Consider the following 16808-nt stretch of genomic DNA (forward strand, 5'->3'; position numbering starts at 1 on the left):
ACCACCGAAGGCCCGGAGGCCGCGCCCGCTGGACGCTGTTGCACCCTACCTGCGGTTAACCGGCAGGCGCAGGTGCAAAAGGTGTCTTTGCCTTGCGCAAGAGACTGTTGGCCAGCAGCTTCAGCCCGCCGCTTTGTTCTGCAACGTAGAAAGGATCGGCGTAGAAAGTTGCCCCAGCCTGCCGGGCGACGTCCCGTGTCGCCTCCACATGCGAGGGCGCGCCGGCTGAATAAATCACATGATCCGGGGTAAGGTCGCCGAGAACCTCGTATGGTCTCGCCGACAGGACCGTATCGTCGTCACCGTCACTTGCTGTCAATGTGATCGGAATGTCGCGGCTTTGCAGCCAGCGCACGGCGTCACGCATATAGAGCCCGCCCCGCGTTCTTGATCCCACGATCAGTCTCACATCACGGCCCGGTTGACCCAGGACTGCCGCAACTGCAATCGACCAGATCGGGGCAAAACCGGTGCCGGTCGACGTCAGGACAAGAGGTTCGGGCTGACGGCGCAAAAACCCGTTGCCAAACGGGCCGCGCAGCTTGACGCTGTGGCCCTTCGCGATGTTGCTGCCAAGCTGCGACGAAACGATGCTGTTGGGATAGACCTTGATGTGAAAGACAATCACATCCTGCTCTGCATCCAGATTCAGTGGCGTGGTCGGGCTGTAATCGCGCGCTGGATACCCTGAAAAGGTGACGCGAAGGTACTGGCCGGGAAGCCATGTAACAGGCCTGACCGTCCGGATACGCACTTCCAGATAGTCTTCCTTGATCGCACGAATGCTCTCGACCGTGCCCTTTGTGTTCTTCACGATGGGCACCGGATCGTAGGAGATCTCCGCGTCTCCTTCCAGCAAAGCCAGACAGCCGAGCACAGTGTTCTTTTCTTCTGTCCCCTGGCCATCAACATTACCTCCGAGGACCCGAACGCGGCAGGTTTCACATTGCCCCGAACAGCAATCATGGGGAAGAACGAGGCGGCCGCCCAAGCCCGCATCGATTAATGTGTCGCCGACATTTGCCTTGATCTTCTTACCGTTGATCGTGACCGTACAGGTGCTCTTCGACATGAGGGTGATCCGTGCTTTGTCTAAGACTTAGTTATTGATTGTCAGGCGCACAGGGCGCGAATGCCGTGTGTGCCGTGTCTGGTTGTGATCGAAGACGGATACCCAGACGAAAAGGCCGTCTTCCATGGCGAGGTCCTGGTCGTGACCCGTATCCATGTCGCGGACAACTTCCAGGGTCCAGTAGCCGTCTTCCCACTTGGCCCCGCCATCAAGGTCCGCGCGGCTGCCCAGATACTCACCGGTGATCAGGACACCGGGAATAATGGTTCCAACAGGGATCTCGGCGTCTTTTTCCGGTGAATAGGGAACGCTTTCCGCGTCGAACATCCACCACTGTGATCCGGCATCGTCTGTTGCCTCAATAGCCAGATCGATGTGGCCCATGAGTTCGCTGGTCTTCACGTGATCTACCGGCAGGCGGAGCACATCGACGGTGCCATGGTAGTTGGACCCGGGCTGTTTCTTGTAATTGTAGACATAAAAGGACTTGCCCTCGTCGGCGCCGTAACCTGCACTGTAGCGCTTGGTGCCGGCGACCTGGGCTTCGTTTGGCTCCAGCGGTGTGCCGAACCACATGTCGTCGACCTTGCCAAGCATGCCGCCGCGAGACGCCTTCCATTGCCAGACATCCATCAGGCTGCCGTCCGTCATGTAGTGCAGGCCGCGTTTGTGGAGCGAGGCGGGTTTGTCGCCGAGGGGTTTGGGGCCCATGTGTGTTGAGCCGCCGCCACCGAAAGCATCTGTCTTGGAAAAGGCAACCGAGAACTTGTCTTCGTAGTAGGCCGTTTCGTCCGAAATGTCGGCCCGGTTGTTGAGCATGCGCCAACCGTTTTCGGTTTTTTCCAGCGGATGGCGTTTCAAGGAGCGGTTGCTGTCGTCCCACCTGAATGCAAACGCGATCTTGTCGCCGACCTGCGCCGCGCGGACTTCCACGGTCGACTCTCCCGTACCGTCCAGCCCGGTTCCCTGGTGCGTTCGCACGAAGACGGGCCGCGCGTTCTGCCAGGCGGCGTCGTCGAGGACGCCGTCAAGTTTCGGCAGCTCCGACGCCTGGGAGACAATCAGGTCTCCGCGCGTGCCGTAGTCGAGAGCAACTGCGCCGGCAATCACCACGGCACCGAGAGCTGAAGACTTGAGAAGCGGATGGCGGCTCATGCCGGCAAACTGCCGCAAGGGCTGCGGCCGGAACAGGCGTAGCAACTGAGCCAGACCGCCATAGAAGTAGTGCAGAACGACATGCACCACGATGTAGGTCAGAACGGTAAGTGCCGACACATAGTGGACCGTTACCCAGATGCCGCCGTGGCCGAGATAGAGCAAAACGCCGGTTGCGGTGAGCACAAGAATGGCAGCAAACAGGATCCAGTAGGCAATCACGTTGATTGCCGCAATTCGAAGCTTGTTGCTTGCCGGCAGGGTCAGCACCACGACTTTCTTGGACGAGATGCGGCGCTTGAGGCGAGCCGCCGTCATATAGGTTGCGTAGGCGAAAATCAGGGCCAGCACGAAAACGGCCGAGACATAGTGCCAGGTCCATATTTCGCCTTGGGGCAGGATCGGGTCGAGCAGAATGGCGAAGCGCGACCCTTCCGCATCGGAGGACAATCTGAGACCCGTCAAGAGACTGGCGACGATCGCGACAACAAGCGTCCAATGAAGGAGAATCGTTCCGATATCGCTTCGCACGACGGCTTTTGGGGCTTCCGGTGATCCGAAAGTGCCGGAACCGCCTCGGGAATGACCGGGCGCTGCGGGATTGGATTTGTTTGGCGGGGGGGTGAGTTCAAGCGTGTGTTCTGTCGCCTGGTCCGTCAAAATGCCCTCCAATTGTTGCGTTGCCTAGCACCAAGGTTGTTGTCCGTTTGTGCGCAATTTACTAATTGAAGTTTAATTTTTTAAGTTAAAAAAACATCAATTCAAGCGAAAAATGTAGAAAAAACGATGAATTGAGGCGCGCAAGTGAAATGAAAGACACAACAATGAATACATTGAAGTGCTTCAAAAACTTAGAAATTTGCGGCAATAACCTAAAATTGTAGGATAGGTTGTATTATAGTCTATTTTCTATCCGTCGGGCTTGTCAGCGCACTCGAGCAGCTCTTACGCGAAGCGAAACATAGTTAATTTCAATACTGTTAAAATTTTCTGACCGAAGCGCAGCCGCTGCAAGGTCCGTTGCATAAGAAAGGAAATGCAGTTCCGAGTTGGCTGATGTCGATCCGAGCCGTCCCCAGAACAGCTTGCCGGTAGATCTTATTTCCGGGCGTGACCGTGCTGGTGGATCCGCAAACCCACCTGTCAAATTTACCGCTGCGTCGAAATGGCCATAGCGCCAATGATCAAAGTCATACGCACGTAACCTGTTATCCTCTAACATCATTCTGGCTTGGGATCCGTACCCAAGACTGGCTCGGTGCAGTGCGGCAGGTTCAGGTTGTGCATTGCCAAAGAACCCGCATAAGATACCGGGTCGAGGTAAAGCCACTGCCAGGTCGCGCCAAGTGTGGAAATTGTGCAGACCATTGAACGTGTTCCATTCCCAAGAGGGCAATCATGCTCGTCTCCCATACCCGTATTGTTGATATCGTCGGCGACATCATTCGAATTCAGGTGTCATCGTCCAAATCGGAGTCGGAGGGACGACCGTGCCTCGGGGATCTTGCCGTTGTCGAAACAGGAGACGGCGCGACTTCCCTGGCTCAGGTTATCAACATTGACGCGGACATGGTCTCGCTGCAGGTCAATTCCGGCACGAAGGGCCTTGCCAACAACGCGTCCGTCCGGTTTCTGGGCGAAGCGGCCAAAGTGACCTATTCGGACAACATATTGGGCAGGGTCTTTGACGGTGCCGGACATCCGATCGATCAGGGCCCCGATCTTGCGAGTGATCCGATGGTCCCGATCGGTGGCCCCTCCGCCAACCCGATGAAACGTGTTCTCGCGTCTCGGATGATCCGCACTGACGTTCCCATGATCGATATCTTCAACTGCCTCGTGGAGAGCCAGAAGATCCCGATCTTTTCCGTTTCCGGTGAGCCCTATAACGCATTCCTGGCGCGCATCGGTATCCAGGCCGATGCCGATATTGTGGTGTTCGGCGGCCTGGGACTGATCTTCGACGACTATGCTTTCTTCCGCAAACAATTCGAAGACGCGGGCGTGTTTCCGCGTACGGTGATGTTCATCAACCAGGCGTCTGATCCTGTCGTGGAACGCCTTCAGGTTCCCGACATGGCGCTTGCTGTCGCCGAAAAATTCGCGGTCGAGGAAGGCAAGCGCGTTCTGGTGCTGCTGACCGACATGACAGCATTTGCCGACGCCATGAAAGAGGTCTCGATCGCCATGGAGCGTGTGCCCGCCAACCGCGGGTATCCAGGCGATCTCTATTCACAGTTGGCACGCAGATACGAAAAAGCCTGCGATTTCAAAGGCTCAGGGTCGGTGACCATTCTGACTGTAACGACCATGCCGGGCAACGATGTGACACATCCGGTCCCGGACAACACCGGTTACATCACCGAAGGCCAGTTCTATCTTCATAGCGGCGTGCTTGATCCGTTCGGCTCGTTGTCGCGTCTGAAGCAGCATGTCATCGGCAAGGTGACGCGCGAGGATCACAACCAGATCATGAACACGATGATCCGGTTCTATTCCGGCGCCCGGGACGCCGAGCAGAAACAGTCCATGGCGTTCGAATTATCCGATTACGACCGCCAGCTTCTGAAATTCGGAGCCCTGTTCCGCGAACGCTTCATGGATATCGAAGTCTCCAAGCCGCTCGAAGAAGCGCTGGATCTGTGTTGGCAGACGCTTGCGGAGTGTTTCGAGCCGGAGCAGCTTCTGATGAAGCAGGGCCTGATCGACAAGTATTTTCCGAAAAAGACAGGATCGGCGGACGGCCCCGATGAGGAGGCGGCCGCCTGATGGCCAAGCTCGCGCTCAACAAGTCCTCTCTTGCCAGGGAAAGTTCGCAGCTTGCCGAGTACAAGCGCTTCTTGCCGTCGCTCGAGCTCAAGCGGCTCCAGATCATGGCGGAGAGGGCCAAGGCGAAGGAAACCCTGGCGCGGCTGGAAAAGGACTATGACAAGCGTTTCAGTGAGCTCGCGGCGGCATTGCCCATGCTGGCAAACAGGCAGGTGCCTCTGGAAGGCCTTGTCAGGCTGAAAGACGCCGTCATCGGCGAGCAGAATCTATCTGGCACTGTCTTGCCTGTTCTGCAGGAAATCGACGTAGAAACCGAACCTTATTCCCTGCTCGCACGGCCGCACTGGGTCGACCCTTATGTAGAGGGCATGCGCGAACTGTTGCGTCTGAACAGGGAGCGGGATGTTGCGCGTGAGCGTATCGAAAAACTTATAGAGGCAGAGGCCGTCATTTCAAGACGGGTCAATCTCTTCGAGAAGGTTCTGATTCCAAGGGCAGAACGCAACATCAAGAAAATCCGCATGGCGCTCGCCGACGCAGAGCGAGATGCCGTTGTGCGCGCAAAAATATCCAAACGAAAGACCGCTGCCCGCAGCGCTTCGGAAAGGATGGCCGAGCTATGACCATCGTTCCGCTGGTCAAGGTCAACTTGATCGGAATTCTCGATGACAAGGATAAGGTGCTCGAGGCAGCTCAGGCATTCGGTTCCTTGCACCTGATCCCGCTGACATTGGCGCAAAAGGAGCTGGAAGCAGTTCCGGCCGGGCTGGGGCGCGAGGCCGTCGAGGCCTTGCGCTGGCAGGTGGAATGTCCCGCGCAGCGTCGCCCGGTGACGGTCCCGGACGATTTTGATCTTGAATCGGTTGTCGCTCAAACCTTGAAAAACCGGTCGGCGCTGAAAGATTGCCAGGACCAGTTGGCGCAGCTCAGCCGCCGGATACAGGACGTCGAACCCTGGGGTGAATTCAGCTTTTCTGAACTGGCGGATATCGGCGACAACCGGCTCTGGTTCTATGTGGTGCCAGTGGGCAAGCTCAAGCTGATCGATCCGGCCGACAAGATCATGGAAATCGTTCACCGCGACAAGTATCGCACCTATGTCGTGCTTCTTGCGCCCGAGGAGCCACCTGTCAGCGCCATGCCCGTTCCCCGGGTGCATATCGGTGCGCTTTCACTTTCACAGCTGAAGCTCCGATATGAGCAGGTTGCGGTTGAACTCGAAGAGCTGGAGCTGGAGCGCCAGTCTCTTACGAAATGGCGCTATGTTCTTGCGCAAAACCTGGCGGCGGCGCGAGATCACTCCGCGCGCAGACGGGCAGCTCTGGAGACTGCGGACAGCGAACGGGTATTCGTGCTTCAGGCATGGGCCCGCAAAGACGAGTTTGATGAGATCAGCAAACTTGCTGCCGAACTCGGTATTGCCGCCGTTTTTGAGGACATCTCGGACAAGGACAAGCCTCCGACGCTTCTGGACAACGCACACGCCATGGAAAGCGGTGAGGACCTCGTACAGTTTTACCAGACACCCGGCTATCGGGACTGGGACCCGTCGGCGATCGTCTATGTGTCGTTTATCGTTTTCTTCGGCATGATCATGACGGATGCAGGCTACGGCCTTCTGCTGCTTTTGCTGCTTTACCTGTTCCGCAATCGCTTCGCCGGATCTGAACTCGGCCGGCGCATGTTCCGCATGTCGGTCTGGCTGATGATCTCGACCGCAGCGTTCGGCGTTGCCACCGGCAGCTACTTCGGCATCACGCCGCCGGATGGCAGCTTGCTCGCGCGTTTGAAGGTGCTGAACCTGAAGGACGTCGACACGATGATGAAAATCACGCTGACAATCGGCGTCTTTCACATCGTCCTTGCAAACGTCATGCGGGCAATCCACGAGAAGACGCCAAGCGGGCGGTTTCAGCCGGCCGGCTGGTGCATGGTCGCGCTCGGCGGCCTTGCGACATTCCTGGGCCAGGGCACAGTCGTCGCCACCATCGGGCCTGTCGCGGTCGTCGCGGGTCTGCTCGTCGTGGGCTTCTTCGGCAGCGACCGCAAGGTAGATTCCGTAACGTCGGGAGGGCTGCGGATCTTTGACGGGCTGGCAGCGCTGGCCAGGATCGTCAACATCTTCTCCGATGTCTTGAGCTATATGCGCTTGTTCGCGTTGGGCCTTGCAGCGGCTTCGCTCGCGGAAACCATCAATTCGCTGTCCGGGCAGCTCCAGCACTTTGTTCCGGGTATCGGCATCCTGATTGCAATCCTGGTTCTGGCCATCGGACATGCGATCAACATCGGGCTCGGTCTGATCGCCGGCTGCGTGCACGGACTGCGCCTGAATGTCATTGAATTTTTCAATTGGGGTCTGAAAGACGAGGGCACGCCCTTCCGTCCGTTTAAGAAAGAGGAGACACGCCTGTGAACGAATTCGTTGTGGCTCTCGGTTGGTTCGGGCTTTATGCACCGGTTGCTTTGGGAGCGATCGGCAGCGCCTGGGGCTGTGCGCTTGGCGGCAGTGCCGCGATTGGTGCAATGCTGGACAGCGAAGGCGGCTACGGCCGTTTCATCGGTGTCTCCCTGATGCCGTCGTCCCAGGTAATCTACGGCATCGTGATCATGTTCTCGTTGCAACAGCCAAGTGTCGATGCGGCCAACGGCGCCGCGCTGTTCGGCATCGGTGTGCTTTCCGGCTTCACCATGCTGGTCACCGGCATCCGTCAGGGCGAGGTCCTTGCGTCCGCCATTCATGCCTCGAAAGCCAAACCCGAAATTTTCGGCATCTCGCTGGCGCCCGCTGCGGTGCTGGAAGGCTTCTCGGTGTTTGCGCTTGTTTTTGCGCTGGTTCTGGCCGGCTCGATCCCGTCCTAGGAGGTTGCCATGTCCAAACAAGACGGAACAACCGAACTTGAGAATGCCGCCGGCGCCGGTGTCCAGGCGCTCATCGACCGGTTGAAATCGGAAGGTGTCGAAGCCGGTCAGAGTGAACGCGACGACATACTGGCCAAAGCCAAGGCCAAGGCGGACGAAATCGTAACCGAGGCGCAGAAAAAGGCAGATGCCCTTCTGGCGGAAGCACGCTCCGAAGCCGCCAAGGAAAAAGCGGCGACGGAAGATGGATTGAAAGTCGCCGCGCGGGATCTGGTTCTCACGCTCAGAAACGAACTCGGAGACAGGATCCAGCAGGAAGCAGGACGCCTGGTCGGCACGACCCTGAATGACCAGGAATTTCTGCAGAAGCTCATTCTGGCAATGGCGGGCAATGCCAGGGAAAACGCTTCGGTGAGCGACGAAGAACCGATGGAGGTCGTGCTTCCGGAAAAAGTCGTCACGTTTGAAGAACTCAAACAGTCCCCGGAAGCCGTGGAACCCGGCACGCTGACCCATTTCGTCATCGCACTGGCGGGTGAGGTCTTGAGGGAAGGTGTGACATTTTCCACCGCGCCGGGGTTCGACGGTATCAAGGTGAAACTGACCGACAGGGATGTGTCGATCGACCTGACCGAAGAAGCGATTGCGACCTTGCTCAAGCGTCATCTGCAACCGCGCCTGCGTGCGGTGATGGAAGGGGTGCTCAGGTAACCATGTCGCGGCCCCATCAATACATCGCCCTGGTCACCAGCCTGCCGCATCTCGGCAAGCTGTTCACGCGCAAGGAAGTGCCGATTTCCGAATTCCGGCTGAAACAGCGCATGTCGATGCTGGAGGAGGAGCATCGCAGGCTGCTGCGTGAGTTGGTGGAGATCACGGCCTGGGCAGGTGTCGCCAGGTATGATCGGGACGATGAAGTCATCAGCCGCGCAAAACAGGTGATTGACGATCTGAAGGACTATCCGGATCTGCAGCATCTCGTTGGCACGCGCATGGAAACCCGCACGTTGATCGCAGCGCTGCGCCGCAGGCGTGACGGCCAGGAAACGGCCGGTGACATTGTAAGCTGGGGCTACGGCCGCTGGTGCGGCTGGATCAAGGCGAATTGGAACGATCCGGCATTCGGTCTCGGTCACTTCATGCCCTGGATCACCGAGGCCCACCGCCTGATGCAGTCAGGCGACCATATCGCAATGGAACGGTTGTCACTCACACAGGTTTTTCAGCAACTCGATCACTACGGCGCTCTTCACGAATTCGATTTTGAGGCCGTCGGCATCTATGTGTTGCGCTGGGTCATTGTCGAACGCTGGTCACGCTACAACGAGGAAGACGCAAAAGACCGTTTGCAGTCACTGGTGAGGGCGGCGCTGGATGGTGTGGCGACGGCCTCAGGTGGCGAAGCCGCGTCTGGAATATTCAACGACAACACCTTATCGCTCGAGGGAGCCACGTCATGACAAGCCATGTTCAGCTTCCAGAACCAACCGCCGAGATCATCGCAGTTCAGGATGATCTCGTGACGCTTGCCCCGCTTGAAAGCGCACCGCTAATCAAGAACGAAGTGGTCTATATCATTCCTCACGGGCCGGAACGCGAGGGCAAGCCGCGCGAATATCTGAAGGCCGAAGTTCTGCGTGTGCGCGGCAAGTCGGCCGAGGCACAGGTTTTCGAAAGCACCGCGGGTGTGAGGGTCGGCGACAAGGTGATCCAGAGCGGAGAAATGCTCTCCGTGGCGCTCGGACCGGGACTGCTCAGCACAGTTTTCGATGGCCTTCAAAACCCGCTTGCCGACATCGCCGCCGAACACGGGTTTTTTCTGCCAAGAGGCGTTTTGACCAACGCGCTCGATCAGAAACGAAAATGGGCCTTCGAACCCAGGGTAACGTCCGGAGATCCGGTCAAGGCTGGTGACACCCTCGGCACGGTTCCAGAAGGCCGGTTCGAGCACAAGGTCATGGCGCCGTTTTCGCTGACAGGAAGCTGGTCGGTGGAGCGGGTGCGCGAGGGCACGTTCACCATCAACGAAGTCGTCATCACGCTCAAGAACGACCGCGGCGAGACGCGCGACCTGACCATGGTGCAGCACTGGCCGGTGCGCCGGGCGATTCCGGATGCCCTCGTCAGGTCTGGCCAGAGCGAGCGGCTTTATCCCAACGAACCGCTGATTACCACCTTGCGTCTGATCGATACGTTTTTCCCGATTGCGCGCGGCGGCATGGGCTGCATTCCTGGCCCGTTCGGGGCCGGCAAGACGGTGCTGCAGTCGCTGATTTCGAGGTTCTCTGCGGTCAACATCGTGATCGTGGTCGCGTGCGGCGAGCGTGCCGGTGAAGTGGTGGAGACCATCACCGAATTTCCGCACCAGCCTGACCCTTCGGGGGACGGCACGCTGATGGACCGCACGGTTATCATCTGCAACACCTCGTCCATGCCCGTCGCCGCGCGCGAGGCGTCGATCTATACCGGGATTACGCTGGGTGAGTACTACCGCCAGATGGGCTATGACGTGCTCTTGATCGCAGACAGTACCTCCCGCTGGGCGCAGGCGATGCGTGAGACTTCCGGGCGCCTTGAGGAAATTCCGGGCGAAGAGGCGTTTCCCGCCTATCTGGATTCGGCCATTAAGGGGATTTACGAGCGCGCGGGCGTCTTGAAGACCGCGACCGGTGACACGGGCAGCCTCACAATGATCGGAACGGTTTCACCTGCCGGCGGCAACTTCGAGGAACCCGTCACCCAATCGACACTCGGCACGGTCAAGACGTTCCTAGGTCTCTCGTCCGAACGGGCCTACAAGCGTTTTTACCCCGCCGTTGACCCGCTTTTGTCCTGGTCCCGCTATCACGCACAGCTTGGCGACTGGTACCAGGAGCATATCGGCCCGAATTGGGTGCCGCGGGTCGAGGAGATGATCGATCTCCTCAGGAAGGGTGACGAGATCACACGCATGATGCAGGTGACGGGCGAAGAAGGCGTGTCGACCGAAGACTTCGTGCTTCAGCAAAAGGCGCTGTTTCTGGATATGGTCTATTTGCAGCAGGATGCGTTTGACGATGTCGATGTGTCTGCTCCCCTCGCGCGCCAGCAGGAGACGTTTGATCTGGTTTACCGGATCGCCACGACGGACTTTGCCTTCGAGGACAAGGAGGCCGTGCGCAAGTTCTTCACCGAACAGACCTCGCTCTTTAAAAACCTGAACTATTCGGCGGACGGCAGCAACGAACGCAAGGACCTCCTGAACCGGATCAATGAGAATGTAAGCGCAGCGCCGACCCACGTTACAGGGTGAAGCCGGTCAGTCTGCGACCCTGATTGGTTTGGGTGCCATCAAGTGGCTTGATGCCACGCATTAGGAACAATGTTTTCGGCCGCAATTGGCCTCCTGTTACTGTCGATCGATCAATCGGTACAGGCGAGGAGGGAATTCGATGTCGCAAAGATTGTCTGGTATGAGCCACGCAGAAGCCACCGGGACGGCCAAGCTCGTTTTCGAAGCGTCGGACCGGTTTTTGGGCCGCACCGCCAACCTCCAGAGGATCCTGGCAACGCACAGCCCATATCTGGCCCGCTGGTTCGGCGGCCTTGTTGCCGCGGTCCGGCAACCGGATCTAGGCGCAACGACCGAGCCGCGGCTGCGCGGATTGGCCTGCATCAAGACATCGATGACGAATGCTTGCGAATACTGCACGGCCCACACATCGGTGTTCGGCCAGGGGCTCGGCATTTCGGACGCGGAGCTGGAGGCCATGATGGACGACAGTTACAAGACCAGCCCGCTTTTTGACGCCCGGGATCGGGCCGCGATCGCCTGGTCCGAAGCCATGACCAGGAATACGGCGCAGCGCGACAAGGCTGCGTGGGACGACATGAAGGCGAACTTCACCGACACGGAAATCGTGGAGATCTCCATGGCGTGCGCCATGTTCAACATGATCAATCGTCTCAACGACAGTTTCTGGACCGATCTGGAAACCGCCGAGTACAACCAAAAACAATGGAACGCCGTTGAAGGTCTTTCGATTGAGGAGATCGAAGCCTTTGCGGGACGATTCGCCGAAGTCGGCGCTGCCGAGCGCAAAGCCAGCGAAGTCAGCGCTGCAGCTGTTTAGCCAGCTTCAGATTGTTCAGCGTTCCTGTCTCAAATGCAGGAACGCCTCGTTCCCGGCGGGGACAAATCGGGAAAAAAACTGTCGCATCCCCCTCTGATTAAAAAATAACCTTGACCAGCCCTAGGGCAGCTTCCTAGATTTTCTTGACCATTTGGTCAGACGTGCGCATTCAGAAGGCAAGATGCCCATGTGTGCATTTGCGGCCAAATTGCCGGGACCCGTGGAACAGTGGGGAGCTGTTTGTTGGCCGGGTTCGGTAAGAGGTTAATAAAATCCAGAGAGGACCCGACCGCTCACGTTGGGTCCAAAACCAGTAGGGGAATGGCAATGAAGACAATAAAAAGTCTCGCGCTTGTATCGGCATTAGGAGTAGGCCTGATTTCCGGCGCTGCTCAGGCGGCCGATGAACTGACACTGCAACTGAAATGGGTTACGCAAGGCCAGTTTGCCGGCTATTACGTCGCCAAGGACAAAGGTTTTTACGAGGAAGAAGGCCTCGATGTGACCATCAAACCGGGTGGTCCGGACATCGCGCCTCCTCAGGTGATTGCCGGCGGCGGTGCCGACGTGATCATCGATTGGATGCCGTCCGCGCTGGCATCTCGTGAAAAGGGCGTGCCGCTCGTCAACATCGCGCAGCCTTTCAAAAAGTCAGGATTGATGCTGACTTGTCTCAAGGAACATGGAATCGAGTCTCCATCTGATTTTCCAGGCAAAACGATTGGAACTTGGTTCTTCGGAAACGAATTGCCCCTCCTGTCCTGGATGTCCAAGTTGGGTTACGCAACTGACGGATCTGATGGCGGGGTCACGATTCAGAAGATCAATTTCAACGTAGATCCACTGCTTCAAAAACAGGTCGAATGCGCTACGACCATGACCTACAACGAGTACTGGCAAGTGATCGACGCAGGAATCCCAGAGAGCGATCTCGTGGTGTTCAAATACGAAGATCATGGCGTTGCGACACTCGAAGACGGCCTTTACGTACTGGAATCCAGTTTGGAAGACGACGCCATGGTCGACAAGCTGGCTCGCTTCGTCAAAGCGTCCATGAAAGGATGGGCTTACGCCGCTGAAAATCCGGACGAAGCGACTGAAATCGTTTTGGAAAACGACGCGACCGGTGCTCAGACCGAAAAGCACCAGAAACGGATGATCGGTGAAATCGTCAAGCTCGTTGATGGTTCGGACGGCAAGCTTGATATGGACGCGTACAATCGCACGGTCGAAACCCTGCTGTCGGCAGGTTCCGATCCGGTCATTACCAAAGCGCCGGAAGGTGCAACGTCGACCGCAGTGACCGACAAGCTTTAAGCTTTTCGGAGCATTTTCCAAGGAATTGAAGGGCCGCCCGAAAGGGCGGCTTTTTGTTGTGTACTGAACGCGCAATTGGGCCTAAGACACAACCGAGACTGTTTCCGACTGGGCATTGCCGATGACGAAGAAAGCTGTCGTGCTCGGAGCTTATGGCTTCATTGGCGCCGCCTGTGTCCGGGCGCTGCAGACACGGGGCTATTCGGTTTGCGGCGTCGGGCGTTCGCGGGCGGCCGCGCAAATGGTTTTTCCGGAGCTGGTCTGGGTCATTCGGGACATTGGCGCAACGACCGTAGAGGACTGGCAGGATATCTTCCAGGATGCGGATGTGGTGGTGAATGCCTCGGGCGCGCTGCAGGACGGAGCGCGGGACAACCTGGCCGCTATTCATGAGACGGCGGTTGATCGCATTTGCAAGGCGCTGTCCGGAACGCCAACGCGCCTCATCCAGATCTCCGCAGCCGGTGTGTCGGAAGACGCACCAACAGAGTTCTTCCGCTCCAAGGCCAGGGGTGATGCGACGATCATGGCGTCCGAACTGGACTGGATTGTCCTGCGTCCGGTGCTTGTTCTCGGACCTCAGGCCTATGGCGGCACTGCCTTGTTGCGGGCAGCGGCTGCTTTCCCGCTCATTGAGGCGCGCGTGATGCCCGGCTCTCAGATTCAGACTATCCATGTCGATGATCTGGCAAGCGCTGTTGTTCAGGTGGCCGATGGAGACCGGGGAAGCCGTTTCGTTGCGGACCTAACGGAAGACGGCCACCAGACATTTTCCGAACTGACCGCAACGCTCCGTTCCTGGCTTGGATATCCGCAATGGCGCTATCGCCTGACTGTGCCGCAATGGGCTCTGTCGCTTGTTGGAAAGTGTGCCGATGGGCTCGGCTGGCTTGGCTGGCGTTCGCCGCTCAGAACCAATGCCTTGTTGTCGCTGAAAAACGGTGTCATCGGCAATCCGGACACGTGGACAGAACGGGGCGGCCAATCCGTGAAGTCCTTGCGCGAGACGCTCGAGCATATCCCGGCAACCGCGCAGGAGCGCAGTTTTGCCAGATTTTACCTGGCGCTGCCCGTTGCAATTGGCTGCCTGTCGCTGTTCTGGGTCCTCTCGGGCCTTTTCGGCCTTGTGTCGTTCACGGCCGCAAAGGCAGTGCTGACCAGCCAGGGTGTTTCTGAAGCGGTCGCCGGGGCAGCGGTTTTGGGCGGGGTGGCAGCAGATCTGGTTTTGGGCATTGGCGTTTTGCTCCGGCGCTGGACCAGACGCGCCTGCTTCGGAATGATTGCCGTTTCTGCGTTCTATCTCTTCATGGGCACGATCCTGACGCCGCATCTTTGGGCCGATCCGCTCGGTGTGTTCGTGAAGGTTCTGCCGTCGATTATCCTGGCGATGCTGGTCGCAATGGTCTGGGAGGAGCGCTGATGGTGTATGAGCTGCTGCGTTTTGCCCACGTGATCGGCGCCTGCGTGCTTCTTGGAACCGGTGCGGGGATCGCGTTTTTCATGGTCATCTCGAACCGGTCTCAGGATCCGGTGCTCATTGCCCATGTCTCGGGCATCGTCGTCCTGGCTGACACGGTGTTCACGGCAACGGCCGCGATCCTTCAGCCGGTCACCGGGTATTTTCTCACGCGAGAAGCCGGTTGGCCGCTTTTTGAAGGCTGGGTGTTTGTGTCATTGATCCTCTATGTGGTTGTCGGGCTTTTCTGGCTTCCTGTGGTCTGGATCCAGATCCGATTGCGCCGGCTGGCGCAAGAGGCCGCGCTGGCGGGTGCTGCGCTCCCCGACGACTATCACAGGCTCTACCGCATCTGGTTCGCCTGCGGGTTTCCGGCCTTCGCCGCAGTCCTTGCCATCATCTGGCTGATGCTGACGCGCCCGGACCTGTCGTCTTGGATCTAGTTTGAGGACTTCCGCATCAAGATCCAGATCATGGCACCGATAAAGGCGAATGTACCGAGATTGAGAAATGTATCGACGGGGTCACCGATCAGCATGCTCGGCCTCCATTTTTGCATCCTGTAAAAGCGCCCGGATCAGACAGACCATCAGCAGAACGGTGATGAACACGAAGGGAAGGGCGCCGAGTGCGATCAGGGTCTTCACCGCCTGTATGGAGCCAGAAAGGATCATCGCAGCTCCCAGGATGCCCAGGAGGCCGCCCCAGATGACCCGCACCTTGGCGCTCGGGTCAGGATTGCCGCCGGTGGAAAACATGCCCAGCACAAAAGCCGCGCTGACAACGCTGGTGACGATAAACAGAAAGGCAGCGGCGATGGTCGCGATTGTCGTGAGCGTTGTGAGGGGGAGCCTGTCCAGCAGCGCAAAGGTCATGCGCTCAACGTTGGTTTGTGTGAGCGCCAGCAGTTGGCCCTGGCCGTTCAAAGTGTCATAGAGACCGACGCCGCCAAACGCCCCGAACCAGATCATTGAAAACAGCGTCGGGCCGATCAGCACGCCGAGAACGAATTCCCGGATTGTGCGTCCCTTGGAAATACGAGCAACAAAGACCCCGACAAATGGACCCCAAGCGATCCACCAGACCATGTAGGTCAGTGTCCACTCCCGGAACCACTGATTGACCTGGTCGCCGAAGAACGTGAAGGTTTGCAGGCCCCTCGGAATGACCACGGCTACATAACTGCCGATCCCGCCGATGATGGAGTTCATGAGATACTCCGACGGTCCGAGGATGATTGTATAGGCGACCAGCCCGATCGCCAGGGCCATGGCGATGTTGGAGAGCTTGGCCATGCCGCTGCCCAGATCGACCAGCAGTGGCGGGATATAGGCGGCAACCATGATCAGGAAAACGATGGTCACGAGATAGGGAGGCGTCGTCTCACCGCCGATGAGAACCGTCACGCCGTCGGCAACCTGAAAAACGCCCATGGCGACCGACCCGCCGACACCGATCGCAATGGCTGCGATCGCCATGAAATCGGAAAACCAGCCGACGGTTGTCGCCCATCCTTCACGCGGAAACAGGTTCTTGACCGGGGCGCTGACCAGCATCGGCGTTCCGCGCCGGAAGCTGAAATAGGCGATCGTCAACGCGGTCGTGCCGTAAATTGCCCAGGCGTGAATGCCCCAGTTGAAGTTTGCCGCCAAGAGGGCTTGTTCCGCCGCGATGGGTTCGGGCAGATATTCGCTGATAACGCGATAATGGGTCAGCGGCTCGGCGACCGCCCAGAACAAGAGACCGACACCCATGCCTGCGGCAAAGAGCATGGCAATCCAGGTGGGCGTTGAGTATTCCGGGCGGTCCGTGTCCGCACCAAGACGGATATCGCCGAATTTCGTCACCGTCAGCGCCAGGCAGAACACCAGCATGAGGGTTACCGACAGCATGACGAACCAGCCGCGGCTGACGAAATACTGATCGACGATGGTGCTAGCCATGCTCTGCAGGCTGCCCGGATCGACAACACCCCAAATGCCTATGAAAGCGCATAGGGTGATCGATGCTGCCAGAAGCAAACGGGAGTTTTGCATAAGTCGCCACCTAGAGCCCTTTTGGAGAATAC

General features: G+C 58.1%; 14 protein-coding genes. 11 read left to right on the forward strand and 3 right to left on the reverse strand.

Annotated elements, in window-relative coordinates:
- Positions 1-55: 55 nt before the first annotated feature.
- Both RBB47_RS24430 and RBB47_RS24435 read right to left on the reverse strand, forming a co-directional pair.
- Complete coding sequence (locus RBB47_RS24430) at positions 56-1072, reverse strand: 2Fe-2S iron-sulfur cluster-binding protein (protein ID WP_305988525.1); 1017 nt, start codon at positions 1070-1072, stop codon at positions 56-58.
- A gap of 27 nt (positions 1073-1099) precedes the next feature.
- Positions 1100-2887 carry an ethylbenzene dehydrogenase-related protein gene (locus RBB47_RS24435; protein ID WP_305988526.1) on the reverse strand — a complete coding sequence of 596 codons (1788 nt, stop codon included), beginning with the start codon at positions 2885-2887 and terminating at the stop codon, positions 1100-1102.
- A 738-nt stretch (positions 2888-3625) separates the two neighbouring features.
- Here RBB47_RS24435 and RBB47_RS24440 point away from each other — a divergent pair.
- The 11 genes from RBB47_RS24440 (at position 3626) to RBB47_RS24490 (ending at position 15183) form a co-directional block, all read left to right on the forward strand.
- The gene (locus RBB47_RS24440) at positions 3626-4996 is read left to right on the forward strand and encodes a V-type ATP synthase subunit B (protein WP_305988527.1); all 1371 of its coding nucleotides are present in this window, start codon (positions 3626-3628) and stop codon (positions 4994-4996) included.
- On the forward strand, positions 4996-5619 hold the full coding sequence (locus tag RBB47_RS24445) for a V-type ATP synthase subunit D (protein WP_305988528.1): 624 nt from the start codon (positions 4996-4998) through the stop codon (positions 5617-5619). The genes RBB47_RS24440 and RBB47_RS24445 overlap by 1 nt, the downstream gene beginning before the upstream one ends.
- The gene (locus RBB47_RS24450) at positions 5616-7409 is read left to right on the forward strand and encodes a V-type ATP synthase subunit I (RefSeq protein WP_305988529.1); all 1794 of its coding nucleotides are present in this window, start codon (positions 5616-5618) and stop codon (positions 7407-7409) included. The genes RBB47_RS24445 and RBB47_RS24450 overlap by 4 nt, the downstream gene beginning before the upstream one ends.
- Entirely contained in the window at positions 7406-7855 is a 450-nt protein-coding gene (locus RBB47_RS24455) for an ATP synthase subunit C (RefSeq protein WP_305988530.1), read from the forward strand. The genes RBB47_RS24450 and RBB47_RS24455 overlap by 4 nt, the downstream gene beginning before the upstream one ends.
- Before the next feature lie 9 nt (positions 7856-7864).
- The gene (locus RBB47_RS24460) at positions 7865-8566 is read left to right on the forward strand and encodes a hypothetical protein (RefSeq protein ID WP_305988531.1); all 702 of its coding nucleotides are present in this window, start codon (positions 7865-7867) and stop codon (positions 8564-8566) included.
- A gap of 2 nt (positions 8567-8568) precedes the next feature.
- A complete protein-coding gene (locus RBB47_RS24465) occupies positions 8569-9315 on the forward strand; it encodes a hypothetical protein (protein WP_305988532.1) in 747 nt (248 codons plus the stop codon).
- Entirely contained in the window at positions 9312-11147 is a 1836-nt protein-coding gene (locus RBB47_RS24470; RefSeq protein ID WP_305988533.1) for a V-type ATP synthase subunit A, read from the forward strand. Before RBB47_RS24465 ends, RBB47_RS24470 begins: the two co-directional genes overlap by 4 nt.
- 139 nt (positions 11148-11286) lie before the next feature.
- Positions 11287-11967: a carboxymuconolactone decarboxylase family protein gene (locus RBB47_RS24475; RefSeq protein WP_305988534.1), complete on the forward strand. Its 681-nt coding sequence runs from the start codon at positions 11287-11289 to the stop codon at positions 11965-11967.
- A 327-nt stretch (positions 11968-12294) separates the two neighbouring features.
- Complete coding sequence (locus tag RBB47_RS24480; protein ID WP_305988535.1) at positions 12295-13284, forward strand: ABC transporter substrate-binding protein; 990 nt, start codon at positions 12295-12297, stop codon at positions 13282-13284.
- 121 nt (positions 13285-13405) lie between these two features.
- On the forward strand, positions 13406-14704 hold the full coding sequence (locus RBB47_RS24485; RefSeq protein WP_305988536.1) for an SDR family oxidoreductase: 1299 nt from the start codon (positions 13406-13408) through the stop codon (positions 14702-14704).
- The gene (locus RBB47_RS24490) at positions 14704-15183 is read left to right on the forward strand and encodes a DUF2269 domain-containing protein (RefSeq protein WP_305988537.1); all 480 of its coding nucleotides are present in this window, start codon (positions 14704-14706) and stop codon (positions 15181-15183) included. The genes RBB47_RS24485 and RBB47_RS24490 overlap by 1 nt, the downstream gene beginning before the upstream one ends.
- A gap of 81 nt (positions 15184-15264) precedes the next feature.
- Here the strand turns inward: RBB47_RS24490 and RBB47_RS24495 are convergent, their stop codons facing one another.
- Positions 15265-16776 (reverse strand): BCCT family transporter, encoded by a 1512-nt coding sequence (locus RBB47_RS24495; RefSeq protein ID WP_305988538.1) that lies wholly within the window; start codon positions 16774-16776, stop codon positions 15265-15267.
- Positions 16777-16808: the final 32 nt, after the last annotated feature.

Origin of the sequence: Roseibium sp. MMSF_3544 (genome assembly GCF_030732845.1) — a bacterium.
Taxonomy (GTDB): domain Bacteria; phylum Pseudomonadota; class Alphaproteobacteria; order Rhizobiales; family Stappiaceae; genus Roseibium.